The sequence below is a fragment of the Streptomyces sp. NPDC017979 genome, from assembly GCF_044328175.1.
Lineage (GTDB): Bacteria > Actinomycetota > Actinomycetes > Streptomycetales > Streptomycetaceae > Streptomyces.
Window position 1 is genome coordinate 1 of sequence record NZ_JBIRGU010000023.1, and the last position, 19245, is coordinate 19245.

21 protein-coding genes are annotated in these 19245 nt (G+C 70.5%); 15 read left to right on the forward strand and 6 right to left on the reverse strand.

Features of this window, described 5'->3' with window-relative positions; all coding sequences use genetic code 11:
* Positions 1–21: 21 nt before the first annotated feature.
* From ACH4E8_RS34280 to ACH4E8_RS34305, 6 genes are all read right to left on the reverse strand, one after another.
* Complete coding sequence (locus tag ACH4E8_RS34280) at positions 22–609, reverse strand: hypothetical protein (protein WP_398455555.1); 588 nt, start codon at positions 607–609, stop codon at positions 22–24.
* A 1387-nt stretch (positions 610–1996) separates the two neighbouring features.
* On the reverse strand, positions 1997–2341 hold the full coding sequence (locus ACH4E8_RS34285; protein ID WP_398455556.1) for a hypothetical protein: 345 nt from the start codon (positions 2339–2341) through the stop codon (positions 1997–1999).
* Between the two features lie 90 nt (positions 2342–2431).
* Positions 2432–3829 (reverse strand): replicative DNA helicase, encoded by a 1398-nt coding sequence (dnaB, locus tag ACH4E8_RS34290; protein WP_398455557.1) that lies wholly within the window; start codon positions 3827–3829, stop codon positions 2432–2434.
* A gap of 89 nt (positions 3830–3918) precedes the next feature.
* Positions 3919–5031, reverse strand: a complete 1113-nt coding sequence (locus ACH4E8_RS34295; protein ID WP_398455558.1) for a helix-turn-helix domain-containing protein — start codon at positions 5029–5031, stop codon at positions 3919–3921.
* Positions 5028–5183 (reverse strand): hypothetical protein, encoded by a 156-nt coding sequence (locus ACH4E8_RS34300; RefSeq protein ID WP_398455560.1) that lies wholly within the window; start codon positions 5181–5183, stop codon positions 5028–5030. Before ACH4E8_RS34300 ends, ACH4E8_RS34295 begins: the two co-directional genes overlap by 4 nt.
* An 807-nt stretch (positions 5184–5990) precedes the next feature.
* Positions 5991–6722: a GntR family transcriptional regulator gene (locus tag ACH4E8_RS34305; protein ID WP_398455562.1), complete on the reverse strand. Its 732-nt coding sequence runs from the start codon at positions 6720–6722 to the stop codon at positions 5991–5993.
* 538 nt (positions 6723–7260) lie between these two features.
* On the opposite strand from ACH4E8_RS34305, the gene ACH4E8_RS34310 reads away from it, so the two are divergent.
* The 15 genes from ACH4E8_RS34310 to ACH4E8_RS34380 all read left to right on the forward strand — a co-directional run bounded on the left by ACH4E8_RS34310 (position 7261) and on the right by ACH4E8_RS34380 (position 19241).
* Positions 7261–7647, forward strand: a complete 387-nt coding sequence (locus ACH4E8_RS34310) for a hypothetical protein (RefSeq protein ID WP_398455563.1) — start codon at positions 7261–7263, stop codon at positions 7645–7647.
* Positions 7648–7765: 118 nt separating this feature from the next.
* Entirely contained in the window at positions 7766–8596 is an 831-nt protein-coding gene (locus tag ACH4E8_RS34315) for a hypothetical protein (protein ID WP_398455564.1), read from the forward strand.
* A 100-nt stretch (positions 8597–8696) separates the two neighbouring features.
* Positions 8697–9119 (forward strand): hypothetical protein, encoded by a 423-nt coding sequence (locus ACH4E8_RS34320; protein WP_398455565.1) that lies wholly within the window; start codon positions 8697–8699, stop codon positions 9117–9119.
* A gap of 66 nt (positions 9120–9185) precedes the next feature.
* Positions 9186–11042, forward strand: a complete 1857-nt coding sequence (locus ACH4E8_RS34325; protein WP_398455566.1) for a hypothetical protein — start codon at positions 9186–9188, stop codon at positions 11040–11042.
* A 92-nt stretch (positions 11043–11134) separates the two neighbouring features.
* A complete protein-coding gene (locus ACH4E8_RS34330; RefSeq protein WP_398455567.1) occupies positions 11135–11599 on the forward strand; it encodes a hypothetical protein in 465 nt (154 codons plus the stop codon).
* Positions 11599–11832, forward strand: a complete 234-nt coding sequence (locus tag ACH4E8_RS34335) for a hypothetical protein (protein ID WP_398455568.1) — start codon at positions 11599–11601, stop codon at positions 11830–11832. The genes ACH4E8_RS34330 and ACH4E8_RS34335 overlap by 1 nt, the downstream gene beginning before the upstream one ends.
* A gap of 138 nt (positions 11833–11970) precedes the next feature.
* On the forward strand, positions 11971–14142 hold the full coding sequence (locus ACH4E8_RS34340; RefSeq protein ID WP_398455569.1) for a hypothetical protein: 2172 nt from the start codon (positions 11971–11973) through the stop codon (positions 14140–14142).
* Between the two features lies 1 nt (position 14143).
* The gene (locus ACH4E8_RS34345) at positions 14144–14515 is read left to right on the forward strand and encodes a hypothetical protein (protein ID WP_398455570.1); all 372 of its coding nucleotides are present in this window, start codon (positions 14144–14146) and stop codon (positions 14513–14515) included.
* Positions 14516–14618: 103 nt separating this feature from the next.
* The gene (locus ACH4E8_RS34350; protein ID WP_398455572.1) at positions 14619–16772 is read left to right on the forward strand and encodes a hypothetical protein; all 2154 of its coding nucleotides are present in this window, start codon (positions 14619–14621) and stop codon (positions 16770–16772) included.
* Positions 16769–16957, forward strand: coding sequence for a hypothetical protein (locus tag ACH4E8_RS34355; RefSeq protein ID WP_398455573.1), 189 nt, complete (start codon positions 16769–16771; stop codon positions 16955–16957). The genes ACH4E8_RS34350 and ACH4E8_RS34355 overlap by 4 nt, the downstream gene beginning before the upstream one ends.
* A gap of 66 nt (positions 16958–17023) precedes the next feature.
* The gene (locus ACH4E8_RS34360) at positions 17024–17389 is read left to right on the forward strand and encodes a hypothetical protein (protein ID WP_398455575.1); all 366 of its coding nucleotides are present in this window, start codon (positions 17024–17026) and stop codon (positions 17387–17389) included.
* Entirely contained in the window at positions 17386–17604 is a 219-nt protein-coding gene (locus ACH4E8_RS34365; protein WP_398455576.1) for a hypothetical protein, read from the forward strand. The genes ACH4E8_RS34360 and ACH4E8_RS34365 overlap by 4 nt, the downstream gene beginning before the upstream one ends.
* Positions 17605–17692: 88 nt before the next feature.
* Positions 17693–18172, forward strand: a complete 480-nt coding sequence (locus ACH4E8_RS34370) for a hypothetical protein (protein ID WP_398455577.1) — start codon at positions 17693–17695, stop codon at positions 18170–18172.
* Positions 18173–18178: 6 nt separating this feature from the next.
* Positions 18179–18715, forward strand: coding sequence for a Pycsar system effector family protein (locus ACH4E8_RS34375; protein ID WP_398455579.1), 537 nt, complete (start codon positions 18179–18181; stop codon positions 18713–18715).
* 61 nt (positions 18716–18776) lie between these two features.
* Entirely contained in the window at positions 18777–19241 is a 465-nt protein-coding gene (locus tag ACH4E8_RS34380; protein ID WP_398455581.1) for a hypothetical protein, read from the forward strand.
* Positions 19242–19245: the final 4 nt, after the last annotated feature.

Sequence of the window (19245 nt, forward strand, 5' to 3'; positions counted from 1 at the left end):
GGGGCGCTGTGGGGCTGGTTCTCAGTCGGACCCGTTGGGTCCGACGGGCTCGATCGCCGCGGCCTCTGCTTTCCGCTGTGCAGGCAGGACGGCGAGGGCCAGGTCGTTGAGGTGTTGGGAGGTCTGCTCCAGCACCTTCTTGGCCTCGGCGTTCTTCGAGTTGACCACGAGCAGGCGGGCGGCGGCGTTCATCGAGCGCAGCCGCTCGGTGTTCTCGGCCTTCTGCGGTTCTGGCAGGCAGGACCAGGCGACGTTGCCCGTCTCGGCCAACTTCCGCAGGCGCTGGTGCTCGTCGGGGAAGCGCAGTCCGTAGCGGGCCGTCAGGGAGTACGACAGGGTGAGACTGATGACGATCGCCACGTCGAAGGCGATCCAGGCGGGTACGCGCAGGCTCTCGCCGAAGACGGACGCGGCGATGGACCCCACGCCGGCGCCGCCGCCCCCGAAGACGAGGATGCAGAGGACGGACAGGAGGAGGAAGGCGATGGGAGTCATCTCGGCGGCCTCCTTCGCCTCGTCGGGATCGAGTTTCGGAGCGAGGTAGCGGGCCGGGCGCGCCGCGGTGGGTGCGGGTTCGGCAATCACGATGCTGGCTCCCCAGGTGGCCATCGGGCGATTCCTCTCGGTAGCGGGGTCAACGCGCTGAGTGTCCACGATGGCGGGGTCGGTGCGCCTGCGGATTCGATTTCTCCTTGCTGCCGCCTGGATGCCGGCGATCGCCACGGTGAACGGCATCCCGATGCGGCTGGCTGGCTTCTCGCCGTCCACGGCGCCTCCCACGGCAGGGGGTTAGACCTGTTGGGACTGATAGGGCTGACGTCGGGGTTGCCGTCGACGGCGTGGCGGGCGGTGACGTCGAGGTGTCAGCTCGGGGGCTGCCCTGCCCGCGCTTGGACGCTGTGCAGGCGGCGCGCAGTTCGCCCAGAAGCGCCAGGACCTCGTCGCGGGCGGTGGCCTTGCTGCCGGCGGGCTCCTCGGCGCCGAGGAAGCCGAAGATCCGTCGGAGCTTGTGCAGGGGGAGCGCGGCGTCGAGGACGTCGTCGGCTGGCGCCTCCAGTTGCTCCTGGTCGTCGACGCCGTACCAGTCGGCCACGCGACGGCGTGCACCACGCAGCCCGGCTTGAGCCACGTCGCGACGTCGCGCGTTCCTTCGGGCAACATCGCATATGCGGATGATCTACCGCATATGCGGTCTGGTCTGCTGCGATGCCGATTGCTCGGGGCCGAGGGATCTTGCGGAACAGCCCCGAGACGGGGCGTGAAGGGGCCTTTGGGAGCCTGTCTCGACGTCGACGTCGGGGAGTGCGGATCAGTCCCTGAGAGCCGCACAGCGCCGCTCAGGGACGCGCCGCCTTGCTCCTGTAGGTCGCCGCGCGAAGCGCGTCTGTGTTCATCGGCGGGGCCGATGGGGCTTGGAGGGTCGTGCCCGGAGGGCTCCTTATTGGTTCTGACCTGCATGTTCTTTCTCAGAGTCAGCCCCACGGCGCGGCCCGTCACCCGAATGGGTGACGGGCCGCGCCCCCTTCCAACGGGCTATTAACAGGCCCTTGCGCTAGTTACCGACGGGTCTTGTCCGGCGCATGACCCCGCCTCTTCCCGGCAATCCGCCGCCGCCGCCGGCTCGGGTTACTGCTCCGCTTCCAGCGTGAGGGGGTCGTGATCATCCGGGCCAGGGCGGGGCGGAGAAGGGCTCTGAGCTGGGGTGATGGGCGCGGGACTAGCCGCGCCCATCGGCCCTGGAGAGGGGGCGCAACGGCCTGTTAACAGAGACGGGGCAGGGGGCCGGCGCGCGTTCCGAATCGGAACAGCGGGTGCGTTCCGAATCGGAACGGTGCTCCCGTTCCGAATCGGAACAGCGTCGGGCGCATCCCCACGAGGGTGGGTACCGCGGGGTACCCGGGACGCACGACGCCCCCGACACAAAGGTGCGCCGGGGGCGGTCTGTGTGACGAGACGGGCGGCACCCTGCCACCCCGCTGCGGTTAGCGTCGCGGGCTCAGCGGATCGGCTTCGCCACGGCGGCCGGGAAGGTGAGCTGCAGGTGTCCTGCGTCCGCCAGGCGCTGGAGGCCGGCGCGGAGGGCGGCCTCATTGCCGTCGGCGCGCTGCCCCATCCGGCCACCGGTCAGGAAGGTCACGAGTTCGTCCAGGTCGTACGGCCCGTAGTGCAGCGCGATGTAGTGCAGGGCGCGGACGTACAGGCCGAGGTCGTTCGGGGAGACCTCCGGATCGTTGATCACGGAGGAGGGCACCACCACCACGTCGGGAAAGTCGCCCTGCTCGATCTGGTGGTACTTCTTTCGGCCCTCGCTCGGCTGGTCGCTCACGGCACTGCTGGTCATGGTTCCCCTCGGGTCGGTCGCGGGCCCATCCTGGCGGCCCGCCGGACGGCACGGCACAGGATGGGCCACATTCGCACACACATACGATTTTCAGGAGGTCGTCATGTCCGCGAACCGGCTGTAGTGGCCTTGGAAGACCACGGTGATCGTCGCGGTGGGGCCGTTGCGGTGCTTGGCCACGATGATGTCCGCCTCGCCCGCGCGCGGGGACTCCTTCTCGTAGGCGTCTTCGCGGTGCAGCAGCATGACCATGTCCGCGTCTTGCTCGATCGAGCCGGACTCGCGCAGGTCGGAGATCACCGGTCGCTTCTCGGTGCGCTGCTCCGGGCCGCGGTTGAGCTGGGACAGCGCGATGACCGGGATCTCCAGCTCCTTGGCCAGCAGCTTGAGGTTCCTGGACATGTCCGAGACTTCCTGCTGGCGGTTCTCCGCCCGGCGGCTGCTGCCGGACTGCATCAGCTGCAGGTAGTCCACAATCAGCAGATCCAGGCCCCGGGCCTGCTTGATGCGGCGGGCCCGCGAGCGGATCTCCATGAGAGTCAAGTTGGGCGAGTCGTCCACGATCAGGGGCGCTTCCTCGATGTCCGGCGTGCGCCGGACCATGCGGTTGAGGTCATCCTCGGTGACCGTTCCGGCGTTGATGTGGTGCAGGGCGACGGTGCACTCGGCGCTGTAGAGACGGTTGGCGATCTCCTCGCGGCCCATCTCGAGCGAGAAGAACGCGCTGGTCTTGCCGTGCTTGACCGAGGCCGCGCGGGCGAAGTCCAGGGCGAGGGTGGACTTGCCGATGGCGGGGCGGGCGCCGATGACGATGAACTGGCCGGGCCTGAAGCCGTTGGTCAGCGAGTCGAGGTCGGCGAACCCGGTGGGCAGGCCGGTCATCTTCGCGGTGCCGTTCATCCGGGCGTCGAGCCGGTCCCAGAAGGCAGGCACGTCCTCGCTGACGGGGGCGTAGCCGGCGGACTGCTCCCGGCCCTTGAGCGCGTCAAGGATCTCGGCCTCGGCGGCGCTCTTGACCTCGTCGAGTTCGCCTTCACCCGCGTAGCCGAGCTGGGTGATGCGGGTGCCCGCCTCGGTCAGCCGCCGAAGCACCGCGCGCTCGTGGACGATGTCGGCGTAGTACTCGGCGTTCGCGGCCGTGGGCACCGCCTGCACCAGAGTGTGCAGGTACGAGGCACCGCCGACCTTGGTGATCTCGCCGCGTTTCGTGAGCTCTGCGGCGACGGTGATCGGGTCGGCGGGCTCGCCCTGGCCGTACAGGTGCAGGATCGCGTGGTGGATCGTCTCGTGGGCCGGGCGGTAGTAGTCCCTGGGCTGCAGGGCCTCGATCACGTCGGCGATGGCGTCCTTGGACAGCAGCATTCCGCCGAGGACCGACTGCTCGGCATCGAGGTCCTGCGGAGGAACCCGCTCGAAACCGTCGGCGGAGCCGCGGCGTCGGGGCTCGTCTGCGCCGTCGGCGGGACCGGCGGGTGCGACGATGGACATGTGGATCTCCTTCGGGGGTTCTCCAACTGCGGCGGCCGGTTCTTGACGGGAGTGGCCGCCGCAGCCGTGTTCGGGCGTCGGTTGGACGGTCAGGCGTTCTGACCGGCGCGGAGCCGTGCGAGCAGCCGAGCGCCATCGACGGACGCGGGAGCGGACTTCCCGCGCCGCTGGCGCTCGCGCTCGGCCATCACGCACGGCGGGCAGTCGCCCTCGCCGTACGCCGGGTGCCGCTCGCACTTCGGAGGCCCGGACGGCCGGGCAGCCTTGGGCGCCGGCGGCGGGTTGTGGTCCGCGTGCCGAGACAGGTCGGTATAGCCCAGGCCCGGCAGTTGCCCGGCGAGCTTCGCGACGTGCTCCACCGGCCAGGCCAGCGCCAGCAGAGCCTCAGCGTCAGCCTTGATCCGTGCGGCCGTGCTCGGCGTCGGGTAGACGCCCAGGGCACCGATGTACGCATCCATGACCGTCTTGAGGTCCACCTGCAGCTGCGTCGGCTGGGCCTGACCATGCGGCTCAGGGCGGGGGGGCGGCACCAGCGCAGCAGCAGCAGCGGCGGAAGCCGCGGGCTTGTCGAGCGAAGCATCGCTCTCTCTCTCGTTCTTCGGGGCCGAAGAGCCCGGCAACAGCAGACCGTTCAGACCACCGGCCGGTAGAGAGAGAGGAAGTTTCACTTCCTTATTACTTCTACCGCTCGATTTGAACACCCGTGACGCGTCGATTTGAACACCCGTAACTCCCGCATCAGTGGTCGGGTGTTCAGATCGAGCACCCGCTGACCTGGGCTTTTTCTGCGGGTGTTCAGATCGAGCACCCGTGGCTGGTGCTCCCTTCGTCGGGTGCTTGATCTGAACACCCGTCGCCATGACGGTCTCGCAGAGCACGTCGGAGGGGTGCCCGCCGGGGCATCCCGTCTCGTGGCCGCCAGCGAGGTCGTAGACGGGCGGACGCTTGTCGGCGCGGATGTGGTCGACGAGCTTCTCGTCGCCCGGCAGCAGCACACCAGTGGCCTTGAGGTTCCGCAGGTGCTTGAGGACCGTCGACTCGCCCATGAGGCACTCCTTGGCGAGCGTCGCGGCCTTCGCGAAGCAGCCGCGCATGTCCCCGCCGACGTGGTTGCCCACGCGGATGAGGACCAGGAGCTCACCGGAGTTCTTGCAGCCCTCGATGCCGACCTTGTCGACCCATGCCTGGCCCTGGGTACTCATCGGGCCACCCCCTCGGCGGCGAGCTGGGCCGGGGCGGCGGGGCAGGTCAGGGCGCACTTTTGCTTAGAAGTCTTCGTCACGGCGCCTTCGTACGCGGCCGCGAGGGTTAGCGTCGCGTGCTCCGCGGAGGCGAGCCGGAGGGGGCGGTGCATGGGGTGCGAACTCTCCCAATCGGGGTAGAGAGCCGCACGTCGGTGATGATCACCAGCTAACTAGACAGGTCCACGAGCGGTGCTGCGGAAACCTTGGCTGGCCGGTTATCCTGGCTGGTGGTGACCGGGCCCCGAGGGGTCGGGAGCCCGGCGTTACCGCCGACGTACGACTCAGGATCAGTGGCTTTCGTGGGCCGATGCGAGTCGTGAGCAGTGAGAGAGCCGTTCACCTGCTGGAACAGGTGGGCGGCTCTCGGCGTTACGGAGCGCGCGCGTACATGGCGACCATGGTCGTCCCCTTCCGCCGGTTGGGGAAACCGGCGACCAACTGGTATGAGGTGGCGGTACACCCGGCGGTCGTGCCGGGCACCGGTGTGATGTTGTACCTGATCCTGCACGCGAACGGTGCCGTTTCCCGTCTGCCAGGAGAGAACTTGCGAACCCGTCCCGCAAGACGGGCGCCACTGACAACTGTCGGCGTGTCGCGGTGTTCCGCTGGCCCACCGTCAGTGGGCACGCGTAGCCTGCGCATCGCAGGCACCTCCTTCTCAGGTGCTTGATCGCGGCGCCGACCTCCACAACCGGCGAGCGCGACCGACAGGCCCCCGCGGGGGCCTGTTCGCGTTTCGCGGGCCATCATCCTCCTCGCCACCGCCGGCATGTGCTTCCCAGTGGATTCTGGGTGTGTCGGGACGGCTGGTGGCCTGTCCAGGCTCAAGCCGGCAGACCCCTACTCTCGTGCCCCTGGTGCGCCAGGGGCACGAGAGCGACGACACCAAGGGCGGGGCGTGGTTGAGGCACCTCAACTCATGTACGAGCGCTGAGTGAAGTCGACCACCGGAGGATCGTTGCCCCTCCTGTGACCTTCACCGCCACCTCCACGACGCGGTCATCCGTCAGGGTCACGGTGCGCACCACCTGGGTGACGATGACGTCCCCGGCAGTCAGGCCAAGGGCGGCCTTCTCAGACTCCGTGGCGAAGCGAGAAGTGACCTCTTCCAGCACCTGCTGCTGGGCCACACCTAGCCGCTCCGCGGCGAGTTCTCGGGAACCGCCTGTGGACACGGTTTCGGTGAGCTCCGGCGTCACAGCGATCACGTAAGCCGGGTAGTAGGAGCTGCTTAGGTGCACCGGTACACCACCTCGACTCACGAGGCGACGACGAACGTGGACCGGCGTTCCAGGGGCCACATCGAGCCGCGGAGCCACCAGTTCGTCAGCGCCGGTGGTGCCTACTTCCAAGATCTGTGACGTCTCGCCGCCGCCCAGCGCCTTCCCCGTGCTCTCGTGCATGGCAACTCGGGACGCGATGTTGTTGCTGATGGGGCCAGCGACAACGGTGCCGACGCCGGACTTAGGGAGAGTCAGACCTTCCATCTTGAGCATTCGGTATGCGCGATTGGCAGTCGTCTGTGCAACGCCAAACCGTTCGCAGACCTGTCGAAGCGACGGCATCGTCTCGCCTGGGGGCAGTGTCCCGTCCTGAATCTGCCGGCGGTAGTGCGCCGCGATCTCGGCGTACCCAACTTTCTCGGACATGTCCATCCTCCTTTCCTCGCCTAGCGCTGCACCTGCAGGGTGCAGCGGTGTACGCGTAAGGGTAGTTCACAACCACTAGTGTCGCTACCACTAGCGATAAATGGCGCTAGTGGTATACCTTTTCTCGTGCACCGCTGACCGGGCAACCGACAGAGGTGAGGACCTTGGCATGAGCTGAGGCAACGAGGGCTTCGTGGCTCTCAGCCCGGAGGGCAGCGCGTGATGGCGGCCTGAAGGAAGCGACTGCAGCTTGAGAACTGAACAGTGGACTTGAAATTCGGGCGCGGCGCCCCTGCCGTCTTTCGGGACGAGATGACCCTCTCACCAGCGGATTTGCAGCCGGTGAGGTCTTGAGCGGGGGGTTGGCCGCTGGCAGCCCGAGAGCGGATTTTCAGTGGGCCCCAGGGGTGGGGCCGGGGTGCGAGTCCCTGTCCGCTCACCGCGCCGTACAGACGGCGCGACCCCCGGCACGGCGTTGCACCGCCATGTGTGCCGGGGGTCTGCACGGACCACCAGAACTCACAGGGAGTTGATCCGCATGACCATCATGCCGTCCGGCCTGCCGCTGGACCACATCGGGCTCACCGAGGAGCTGACCGACGCTACGGCCGAGGCGTTCCCGCTGTTCGAGCAGGTTCAGAAGCTGGCCCGGCTGGGCCTGAACATCGAGTTCACCGTGGCCCCGTCGAGCATCATCGCCACGATCACGGTGACCCCCGCCGCCAAGAGCGTTCTGCTCGTGTTGCTCGCCGAGATCGACGACGCACGGCCCGGGAAGCTGGCGAGCGGACGCCTCGCCGTCTGCGGCACGATGTTCCAGGGCACCGTCCAGCTCCGGGTGCTCATCCCGGAGGGCTGGGCGACCTCGCAGGAGCTTGCGGTGCTGACCGGCGCCGCCACCGTCGACCCCTCCACGCTGCTGTGAGCGCGAAGAAGCAGTCGGAGACTGCTGAGGCCGTTCGCAAGGCGGAAGAGGCCCGACGGCGTGCCGAGGCCGAGCTTCGGCGTCACGGGCAGGCGGTCTCCGGGGTCGGAGGCCGTCGATGAAGCCGCGTCTGCCCGTCCGGCTGATCCGTACGTCGACGCTCGGAACCCTGAAGGTCGGCGCGGAACTCGCTTCCGCCCTCCGCACCGACCTCGCCGCGGCTGTGGCCGCGATTGAGTCCTACCGCGTCGACCTGGCCGGTCAGGACGAGGTCCGCGAGCACCTGGCGGAGACGATCGCCGAGTTGCGTACCGAGCGGGTGGCCGCCGAGATCCGCACCGCGGACCTTGACCGGCTGACGACTCTGCTGTTGGGCGCGCTGGCGTACACCGGTAAGGCGGCCGAAGCGCCGGTATCGGTCCTGGTGAACGACGGGGTGGTGCACAGCGTGTACCGCGACCCCAAGTCGGCGATGGTCGCCTCGGGACTCCCGTGGGACGACTGGGTCGAGGTGGGCGAGGGCTCCGACGGGCCGGCCGAGGGCTGGAAGATCCGCACCAAGTCGCTGCCGCGGCTGCCCGCGCCGGACTTCGCGGGCGAGATCCAAGAGCTGATGGAGCGGCTGGAACGGCCGGCGGCTGACCAACTCGCCGAGGCCGGCCGGCTCCAGCAGACGGAGCGCGAGCGGGACACGGCGGTGCAGAACGCCGAGACCGCCGCGGTCGGGCTGGTGGCCGAGTCCGTGGCCGCCGCTCTGTACCGGGCGCACGTCGCGGAGATCGCGTCCGAACTCGCGCTGGCACTGTCCGCGAGCGACCCGGCCGGCGCGGTCCGCGAGGTCTCCCGCCTGCTGCTCCAGCACGCCGAGACGCTCGGCATCGACCCCCACGGCCCCGGCCCCGCCGGCGCCGTTTCCAGCACGGCCGCGACTGAGGGAGAAGCCCGATGACCTCCACCGAGATGGCCGGCCCCGTGACCGGCTGCGACTGGTGCGGAAACAAGGACACCGACCCCTGCAAGCCCTACGACCAGGACTGAGGGGATACAGGATGCCTCGCACCGAAATGGCCAGCCCCGTGATGGCCGTCGAGCAGTTCCGCCGGGAGCACGGCGACGTCGAGACGTGGTCGACGGTCGACTTGGAGGTCTACCAGAACCTGCTGGAGATCGCCCTGGCCCACGGGCCGATCGGCGGCCTGGGGGCCAGGGCCTACCGGCGTACGACGGCGGTCGCCGTCATCGCCTACGCGGCCGTCCTGTACGCGGTCACCACGCTGGCGTCCGCGATCCGCGGGCCGCGGACGACGTGGCTGGACTACCACCTGGCCTACGTCCTCGTCGGGCCCGGCCGGCGGGCGGACGACCGCCTGCGCTACGGCGGCGACCTGCTGATCCGTCAGCGGATCATCCACGCCGGTGCCCGGGTCCGAGGCGAGGTCGACCGGCTCGCCGCTCGACTCCACCGGCACTGAAACGGACCGCACTACACCAGGTGGCCGCCTCCCGGCGGCCACCTCCTGCACGAAAGGAGCGCTGGCGTGGCGGCCCGAACCGGCACCCGCAGCACCCGGAAGAAGACGGCGGCCGCGAAGCCGCCGCCGAAGACAATGCCCCCGCCGCAGCGCCGCAGCTCCGAGCCGGCGGCGCCCGTGCCGCCGAGCCCGGAGGTGCGGGAAGAGGCGGAGGCCCGGATCGCGGACATGCGCGATCGGTCCGCTGACCTGATGGACCGGGCCGCTGACACCCTCGCCCTCGCCCGCCAGCAGGCCGCCGAGGAGGCGGCCCTCCTGCGCGAGCACGCCGAGGAGACGGCTCACACGATCCGACAGGCTGCCGACGAGGCGGCCCAGCAGATCAGGGCCGAGGCCGCTGACGAGGCGAAAGACCGGCTGTACCGGGCCGGCGGCGAGGCGGACACCCTCCGCGCCGCCGCCGATCAGGAGGCCAAGGAACTCCTTGACGCCGCGCGCACGGAAGCCGAGCAGACGGCCGAGGACGTCACGGCGGCCGCCAACGAGCAGGCCCGCCTGCTGCTGGCCGACGCCGAGCAGCGGGCGGTCGAACTGGTCGACATGCGCCGCACCTCGGCCGAGGCCGCGTACCGCACCGCTCTGGCGGACGCGGCACGGATCCTCGGCGAGGCGCAGCAGCAGGCCGGGGAGATCACCGCGGCTCGCGCCGCGCTGGACACCGACCTCGACCTAGCTCGACGCCGGGCACGGATCGACCTGGACGAGGAACTCGCCGCCCGGCGGGCGGAGATCGAGGACGAGTTGGAGCAGCACCGCAAGGAGGCTGCCGAGGCCCGCGCTGAGATCGAGGAGCGGTTCCGCGAGTTGGGCGAGCAGCACGAACGCGACCGCCAAGTGCAGCGCGACCGGCTGGAGACTGAGGCCGCGCAGATGCGGCGTAACGCTGAGGCCGAGGCCCGTAAGGCGGCTCAGGCGATCCTCGCCGACGCCGCGCGGGAGAAGACGCAGGTGATGCAGGAGGCGGTCGAGGCCACCAAGCGGGCCGAGAAGCTTCAGCGCAGCGCCGAGTCCGATCTGCGCAGGGCCCGTGCCGCGGCTGCCCGCAAGAACACGTGGGCGAAGCGGAAGCAGAGCATGTCCCGGATGTTCTGGGACCTGATGGTCTGGTGCGCGCTGTTCGCCGCCATCGGTCTGGCCGCCAGCGGCGAGTACAAGCTCGCCATGATGGTCGGCTTCGGCCCCTGGTCTCCGCTGCTGCCGGTCTGCATCGACATCTACTGCGTCGTGGCGTTCAAGCGCGAGCGGGACGTGTACCCGGCGCTGCTGCTGATGCTCAGCGCGAACATCACCTACCACCTCGCCACCCCCGAGGCCGATGATCAGCAGCTGCTGATCATCGCCGTCTGCATCATGTTCGTCGCGGTCGTCTGGCGCGTCCACAAGCTCATGAAGCCCGCCGACAAGAAGGGCGACGGCGAGGGGGATGCGGTCCGTACGGAGTCGGAGCCGTCCCGTACGGACGACGACCGTACGGCCCGTACGGAGCCGGCCTGTACGGAGCCGGCCCGTACGGGCGACCGTACGACGACGGCGTACGGGGACCGTACGCCGCCCGTACGGGAGGAGCGTACGGACGGCCGTACGGCAGACCGTACGGACCGTACGCCTCGGCCCCGTACGGACGGCCGTACGGCGCCCCGTACGGGCAATGCGCGTACAGCCCGTACGGGTTCTGCGCCCGCAGCCCGTACGGACGCTGCGGCAGTAGCGGCGCTGCGGGAGCTGCCCCGTACGGACGACGGGTTCGTGACCGTCAACGCGGCCCGTACGGCGCTCGGCTGCAACCGCGACCGGGCCGTACGGCTGCTGAACGAGGCGGGGCTGTTGAGCCCGGCCGACACCGCCAAGCACCTCCCCCCGTGACGGCCGTACGGCGGCCGGCCGGTACGTACGTCGCGGGCTGGGCCCGCTCATCGCTCGCCTTTGTGGGCGGGCCCCCCGAGAAGGAGACCCTGATGGACCTGTCCAACCTGTTGAGTCCGGAGGCGCTGGCCACGTTCGTCCAGGAGCGCCGGCGGTCTCACGGCACCGACCACGAGGTGTATGACGACCTGCTGGCCGCGATCCGGGCGAAATACCGCGCCGAGCACATTGAGGGTGACCGGTTCAGGGCGAGCGCCCGCCGGTCCCGCAAGCTGGAGAAGCAGGCAAAGCGCCTGGTCAAGGGCGCGCAGATGCAGTACGCCGCCCTGGAGGCCCTGCTCCTGGCGCACGCCGACCACAGCGCGTTGGTCCAGGCGCTGCCCGAGCAGCGCAGGGCCAAGGCGCTGGCGAAGGCCGGCCGTAGCGCGGCGTTGGGCGAGCTGGCGGCCAAGTCGCTCAACAAGACCGCCGGCGCGCTGACGCAGAAGCCCGAGGAGAAGACCGGTCAGGACAAGGGCGTTCCGGCGTCGCTGCACGACCTGCGGAAGGGCGCCTGATGGCGGCGACTCGGCCGATGACGCGGGCCGAGGCCCGCCAGCTCCGGCAGGACGCCCACCACCAGCTCCGGCTGGAGGACTACACCCAGCGCCTCGGCGCCTGGGGGGTCGTCCTCGCCTGGACCGAGGAGGCCCGCCGGGTCGCCAAGGAGCAGGAGCGGCAGGGCAACCCGGAGGCCGTCGCGGAACTCGCGCGGCTCCTGGAGCACTTCGCCAACCACTACCGAACGTAACCACCGCGTGGGCGGGTCAGGGGCCCCAACCCCCGAGTTGGGCCCCTGATCCGGGCCCCAACCGGAGGCGCGGACACGCGGACGCGCGGACACGCGCGCGCGTACACGAGATCGTGACTCTCTGTCAAGGAGCAATGGATGTCTGACGATGACGAGGGAGTGGTCCACCACCTCCCGACAAGGAGGGAGCCGGCGTCGCCGGTCGGTCCTCCTGGCCTTCCGCCTCTCCCCCCGCCCCGTCGGGTCGGCCCGGTAGAGGAGACGCCGGAGGAGACCACGCTGGAACTCCCGGTTGTACCCGACCGGGTCTCGGCGGCGGATGACGCCGCCCGGATCGGCGAGGCGACGCGCACGACCACGTCGATGCCCGGGCTCCCGGACACCTTCCGCTCCAGCCCGGCCGCGACCGCCGAACCCCCTGCCGGGGCGGGAGCGCTTGCCGCGGCCGCCCCGCTCGCCGTCGCCTTGGCCGTGCTGCGCACCGTCATCACGACGATCGACGACTGGCGGCAGCGACGGGCGGACGCGCACACCGAAAGCGCCCCGCTGCGCGAGGCGAAGATGAAGGCGAAGGTCGCTACCGCGGATCAGCGGGCCGGCCATGTGCTCAAGATGCAGGAGCTGGCGAACAAGCTCCGCCAGGCGCAGGCGCAGCAGAAGACCGTGCCCTCGGGCGGATCCGCAGGGTCGGGCGGCGGAGGTAAGGGGGCGGGGAGCGGGAAGCCGGGGCCGTCTTCGGGCTCGGGGTCTTCCGGCACCGGGGCCTCGAAGAACACTTCCGCCCCGAAGAACGGCGGCGGGCTGGGCAAGAACGATGGCAAGCCCAAGCCGAAGCCGGAGGGCAACGGCAAGGGCAAGCCGTCAGGCGCTGACGGGGCGAAGCTGCGGGACGGCCGGTCCGGCGGCGGGAAGCCGGACGGGAAGCCCGGCGGGAAGAGCAACGGCTCGGGCGGCGGTGGCAAGCCCGGGGACGGGAAGTCCGGGGGGAAGAGCAACGGCTCGGGGTCGGACAAGAGTGGCGGTGGCAAGCCTGGGGGTTCATCGACACCCGCTCTGGAGAGGTCCCGTGGTCGTCAGGAGCGGGCCACGGGCCGCCAGGCGGCCCGGGACCAGCGGCGGGCAGCGCAGCAGGCCGCGGATCTGGCCGACCGGTCCAAGGACCGGGACCAGGCGCGCAAGGACGCCGACCGCACGGCGAAGGACGAGCGGGCGGCGAAGAAGGCCGAAGAGGCGAAGACCCAGGACAAGACCCTCGCGGAGGCCGTCGCCGACGAGTTGGAGCGACGTCTCAAGGAACGTCGTGAGGACTTGGACAAGCCGGTGATCAGCCTCGACAAGGACGACGAGGACGACGAGAAGCGCGGCGAGGGCGAGGCGGAAGAGGCGTCCGAGACCTCCACGCCTACCGACGAGGGTGAGGAGACCTCTTCGCCGGCGGGCGACCCGGAGGCGGAATCCGCGTTCGCGGGCCCGGATGACCTCTTCTTCACGGACGACACGGGGTTCGTGAAGGAGGCGTCCGAGACCTCCACGCCTACCGACGAGGGTGAGGAGACGTCCTCGCCGGCCGGTGACCCGGAGGCGGAATCCGCGTTCGCGGGCCCGGACGACCTTTTCTTCATGGACCGGGAGGACGCCGCCACGTCCGCGCGCCGGGCCACCGGGCCGGCGAGGGACCCGTTCCTGTGGACGCGGGACGACCCGACAGCCACGGAGCGGCCCGCGGTGACGACCGGGCAGCGGGCGCTGCCGCAGGCGCCGGAGCCGCACACCGAACGGCCCGGAACCAGCGCCCCCGACCCCGAGCCGGACGGTCCCATCACCCCCGCCGACGACACCCCCCGCGCGGCGGACCCACCCCCGACAAAGAGGACGACGATGAGCGGTATGGAGGTCCGGACCTCCGGCGGGACCGTCGCGGTCCAGCACAGAACTGAGCTGAACCTCGGCGGCTATCTGGGGCGGATGTCCCGGATCGCGTTGAGTACGGGCAGCGCGCAGGAGAAGGCGGCGGAGACCGCCGAGATCATGAGCAACGCGAACGAGGCGCTCACCGCGATGTTCAAGGCCGTGGCGAGCGATGACAACGTCAACGACCCGGGCCTGCTCCTCTTGATGGACACCATGATGGAGGAGGCCGCCCTCCTGGCGTACCGGGCAGAGCGCATGTCCCGCAGCTGCGAGGAGGCGTATGACCAGACGCGGATGGCGGCCCGCGCGGTCAACGCGGACTACCGGCGCGACCAGGACCTCAAGAACGACGCGGGGCTGGCATCCACGTCCGCCGCCTCGCACCACCTGGAGGACTGACGTGAGCGACACCAGCTACACCACGCTCCAGCGAACCCTGCGCACCATCGCCGCCGCGATGGAGAACGCCTGTGACGCCCTCGCTGATGTGCAGGCGGTGATGAAGGGCAACGCCCTGTTCGCCGCTGAGACCGCAGGGTTGCTGGACGACGCCGATGGCGACGCGCGCTACGTGGAGATGACCTCGGCCATCAGCACCCTGCTGTGGGGGGTCGTGATCGACACGAGGCAGACCCGCGACGCGGCGGCCGACGTCGGCAGCACGGCCCAGGAAGCCGCGGCCCGGCACAAGAGCAAGTACGGCCCGCTGGACGAGCTGCGTACCACCCGGTCGACGAAGACCCCGAAGCCGGGCTTCTTCGACGAGGACTAACCCCCGCTACTTCCCCGAGCGACGGCACAAGGGGGGGGCGGGCCCGCTCGGGCCCGCCCCCCTGTGTTCTGTCGCGATCCCGAACGACCCGAAGGAGGAACTGATGGCGACCATCGCCACCGTCACGGTCCCGCGGCGCACCCCGCGCCGCGTCTACCTGGAACGTGCCACGTACTTGGGGGCGGCGATCGGCCTGGCCATCTTGCCGAACGCCGACCTGACCCCGGCCACCCTCGGCGCGCACGCGGCCATCGCCGGCGCCGCCGGCCTGGGCCTGGCCCGCGCCTGGCGCAAGGCCCAGAACCTGGACGCGTCCTCGCTGAAGACCAGCATGCGGGCGCTGCCCTTCCTGTCCGCGGCCGCCGTTGACGGCGCCGCCCTCTACCTGCCGGGCGCCGGATGGGACGCCCTGATCGCCGGCGGCTGGGGCGTCTCCATGGCGCTGCTCGCCCCGCTGTCCCGCTCCGGGCGCCCCCTGCGCCAGGCCGTCGAGGTCCTGGAGGCCATCGAGGAACCCGAGCCCGAGGGCGAGCCGGAGGGCGGGCCGGAGGACGACGCGGACGAGTTCACCCGCACCATCCGCGCGATGTGGGAGCGGGCCGCCCTTCCCGGCGACACCCGCCTGTACAAGGTGATTCGCCACAGCCCCGACGGCCTCGACTTCACCGCGCTGGTGAAGGCCCCCGACGGCAAGCCCGTCCCGGAGCTGAAGAAGCGCGACGTCGCCGCAGCCTTCGGCGTGCACGCCGAAGCGGTCACCATCATCGAGTCGACCGGCGGCCCGGGCTGGGCCGAGATCGCCGTCACCCCCGACGCCTGGGAAGCCGAGCGCGACAAGCCGCAGACCGACGCCGACTGGTGGGCCCACAACATCGGCCGCGAGCAGGGCGCCGCCCCCGGATCCACCCGCACCGGGAAGGCCGAACGCCCCGGCGTGGTGCACCACTTCGCGAAGATGGACGACCCGTCCGAACCGGTCCGCATCAACATGCGCAAGCTGTGCACCGCGTTCGGCGCGGACACCGACGAGATGCGGGTGTTCGTCACCGACCGCGGCAACGAATTCCTCGTCTCCGTCTTCGACCAGCCGCCGCTCGCCGACACCGTCCACGCCACCCGGGAACTGATCACCCCCAACCGTGAGGGCTTCTTCCGCGCCGGGACGGCGTTCGACGGGCGCCCCGTCAACGGCCGCCTCTACCTGCCCGGCGGCGCCGCCCACGCCCTCCTCCTCGGCGCCTCCGGCTCCGGGAAAACGCAGCTCGTCATCGTCTACATGGCGGCCGACTCCCTCGACGGCGCGACCGTGTGGGGGGCCGCCGCCACCGAGGACGCCAAACTCCGCCTCGCCGGCGCCCACGTCGACCGGCTCGGATTCGGCACCCTCTACATGGTCCGCCTGCTGCGCACGGCTGTCGCCCTCATGGATATCCGCGGCCGGATGGGACAGAAGGTCGGGCACGACTGGATCCCCGGCGCCCCCGACAATGCTTACGGGAGGCTGTCGCTGTATCTGGACGAATTCAACGCGGCGACCAAATGCCCCCGCTACGGCCAGGAGATCACCCAGCTCGGTGAGCGCATCTCCGTCCAGGGCCGCAAATACGGCATCGGGATCAAGGTCTCCGGTCAGGACGGCAAAGTCGACGACGGCCAGACCAGCACGATGCGGAACCAGCTCCGGCTAAACGGCCGGCAGATCACCCTCAACGTGGGCGACGTCAGCGCCGTCCGCCGCGCTTTCAACGGACTGATCAGCGCCGAAGACATGCCCGAGCCGCTCCCCCAGGAGTACGGCGGCTCCACCCTGACCCTCCAGCAGATCGCCGACGGCGCCGAGGACCCCGAGGACGCCCAGGGCATCGGCGGCATCGGCTGGGTCGTCCGAGGCGGCAAGCCCGTGCTCATGCGCACCCTCTACGTCGACCTCGGCGGCGACGACCGCGAACAGGTCCTCGCCGACCTCTTCCCCGACACCATCGGGCGCCTGACCGACGAAGAGACCACCGGACTAGGCCCGCTCCTGGACGACTGGTACGCCCCCGACCCCGACGCCGAAGAGGGCGCCGGCGAGAGCAGCACCGGCCGCCGCCGCCGCGGCGGCGGCACGAAGAAGGCGGCCGCTCGCGACCGCGTGAAGACCTTCCTCGACATGATGCCCGGCGCTGACCTCGACCTCGTCCTGAACGCCGTCGCCGAAGACGGCCTCACCGAAGCCGACATCACCGCCGCCTACAACGAACTCACCAGCGAATGAGCGCCGACAGCTACCTCGTCGTCCGCTGCGACGCCCCTGGTTGTGACGCGGAAGGCCACTGGCCCGTCCGCCACATCCCCTACACCCACACCGAACTGCGCCGTTTGCTGAGGATCGAGCGCGGCTGGAGCCGCCCCCGCAGCAACGGACGCCTCGAAGACCGCTGCCCCAACCACCCCGCCTGACACGGCCACCTGCACCGAACTCACCAGCTAACCGAGCACCACCACTCAGCTCAGGAGGTACGCACCATGCCCACCACCGAGGCATCGCGCCTTGCTCTGGTCACCAGTCACGGCGGCGACTTCTACGGCGAGGACCGGCACCCCGCGCGGGTCCTGCTCTCCGTCGCCGAATACGCCTACCTGCTGCACCATGACGAGCGCGAGCTTGTCGTGCAGCTTCTGCGGGAGGCGGCCGGCTCCCCCGCCGGCACCACGCGCAGCATCCCCACCGCCCAGGTCGCCACGCTCGCCCCGCCGTTGCGGCGCCTCGCCCGCAACCGGATGAAGCCGGCCGACGCCCGAACCGCGGCGCTCCTGGCCGACGCCGCCGAACGGGCCGCCGCCGACGGCGACGCGTGGACCTGGCGCGCCGAGGACGGTGACGCCGCGTGAGGCACTTCCACTACGTCCTCACCCTGGAGATCCCCGGCGTGGGACTCGTCACCGCGAACGACGTCATCACCGTCGACCCCGGCACCACCCGCAGCACCGTCTACGACTTCGTGGTCGAGCAGGCGGTGACGCGCATGATGGCCCGCGCCCCCAGCGGTCGCACCTACGCGCCGCCGATCACGCACTTCTGGTCGCTCAACGCCGAAGAGCTGTAGCAGCACCCCAGCACCGCACCTGGGCCCTGGAGATGACGCCTCCGGGCCCCGGCCACCCTTCCCCAACGCGACGAAGAAGGAGCCCCCAGTGGACCACGACCGCCCCGCCGCCGACCGCCCCCTCACCAACGACGAGGCCGAGGCCGCCCGCCAGCTCATCGACGCGGCGTACGGGCCGACGTCGTACCGCGACCCGGCGCCACTCCCGACGGTCGGCACCACTCCACCGGTCGTCCAGCCGGGCCGTCCGCCGATGTCCCAGAAGGCGACGGATGTCTCCGGCGTGATGCTCGCCGCCGGCGCTGCCTCCCTTCCCCTCGGCGGTGCCACCAGCCTCGTCCTCTACACCCTCGGCACCGTCGACCCCGCAGCGCTCGCCATCGGCGCGGCCGCCCCCGTCGCCCTCGTCCTCGCCGTCGGGTCGCTGCTGCGGTCCCTCGGCGCAGCCAGGGCCGACGCGCACACCGAGCACCACCACCACTACGCCGGCACGGTCCGCCAGGAGACGACGAACGTCTCCAGCACGACCAAGGGCCTGTTCGCCAAGAACCACAACAACGTCCGCTGAGCCGCCGTGACCGTCACCGTGCTCCTGGGCCGCCTGGGCATCCACCTGTCACCCAACACCGTGGAGCAGACCGCGCCCGAACGCGACGCCGACGCCGACATCGACGCGCGCCTTGAAGCCGCGACCGCCACCGTGCTCGCCGAGATCAGCCGGACCGACACCAAAAGCGGTGTGCTGCTCAGCACCTTCTCCCTGCCGCTGGCCGCCCTCCTCGCGTTCATGCCCGGCCGAGCCCTATCCGCCGAGGCCAGTGTCCTCCTCGGCACCGGCACCGCCAGCCTGATCGCGGCGACCCTCACCGTCCTGCTGGCTGCCGTCCGCCCCCGCCTGCGCGGCGCCCGCCGCGGCAGCTTCCTGTACTGGTCGAAATGCACGCCCACCGAGGTGCTCGACGACCTGCGAAGCCCCGTCGACCGGGCCGGGCACCTCATCTACATCTCCCAGATCGCCCGCCGTAAATACGCGGCACTGCGCCTCGCCGTCGACCTCACCGCCGTCGCCCTCGTCGCCCTTGCGGCCGGCATTCTCACGGCCCTCGCCTAACCCCACCCATCTGTTGGGCCTATTGGACCCAACAGGGCCAACGTCTCTGACAAGGAGCGACATGACCTACGAAACCGAGCTCGCCGCCGCGAAGCGCGCCGGCCGCGCGTGGGGGTGCACGTGCGGAGCGGACAACCCGCCGTCGTACGACGCCTGCCACAAGTGCGGCCGCCCGTCGTGGACCTGCGCCGCCTGCGGCACCGTGACCACCTGCGGGCGAAGCGACTGCGAGGAGTGCGGCAACGCCATGCCCGCCGAGCTGTTGGGTGACCGGGAGGAGGGCTTCGAGATGACGTACGAGGAGTGGATCGCCACCCAGATCGGGCCCCGCGTCGTCGGCGGCCGCTACGACCACGGCGACGAGGCCAGCGCCTACGACGTCGTCGCCATCGACCCCGGCCCGCGCCCCATCGGGACGTGGCCGGTCTGGCAGATCACCGTGCGCGACGCGGGCGGCCAGGAGCGCACCCACTGCGCCGGCTGGAACCCCCGCCGCGACCGCGTCCGCACCGACCAGACCCATTAGACCC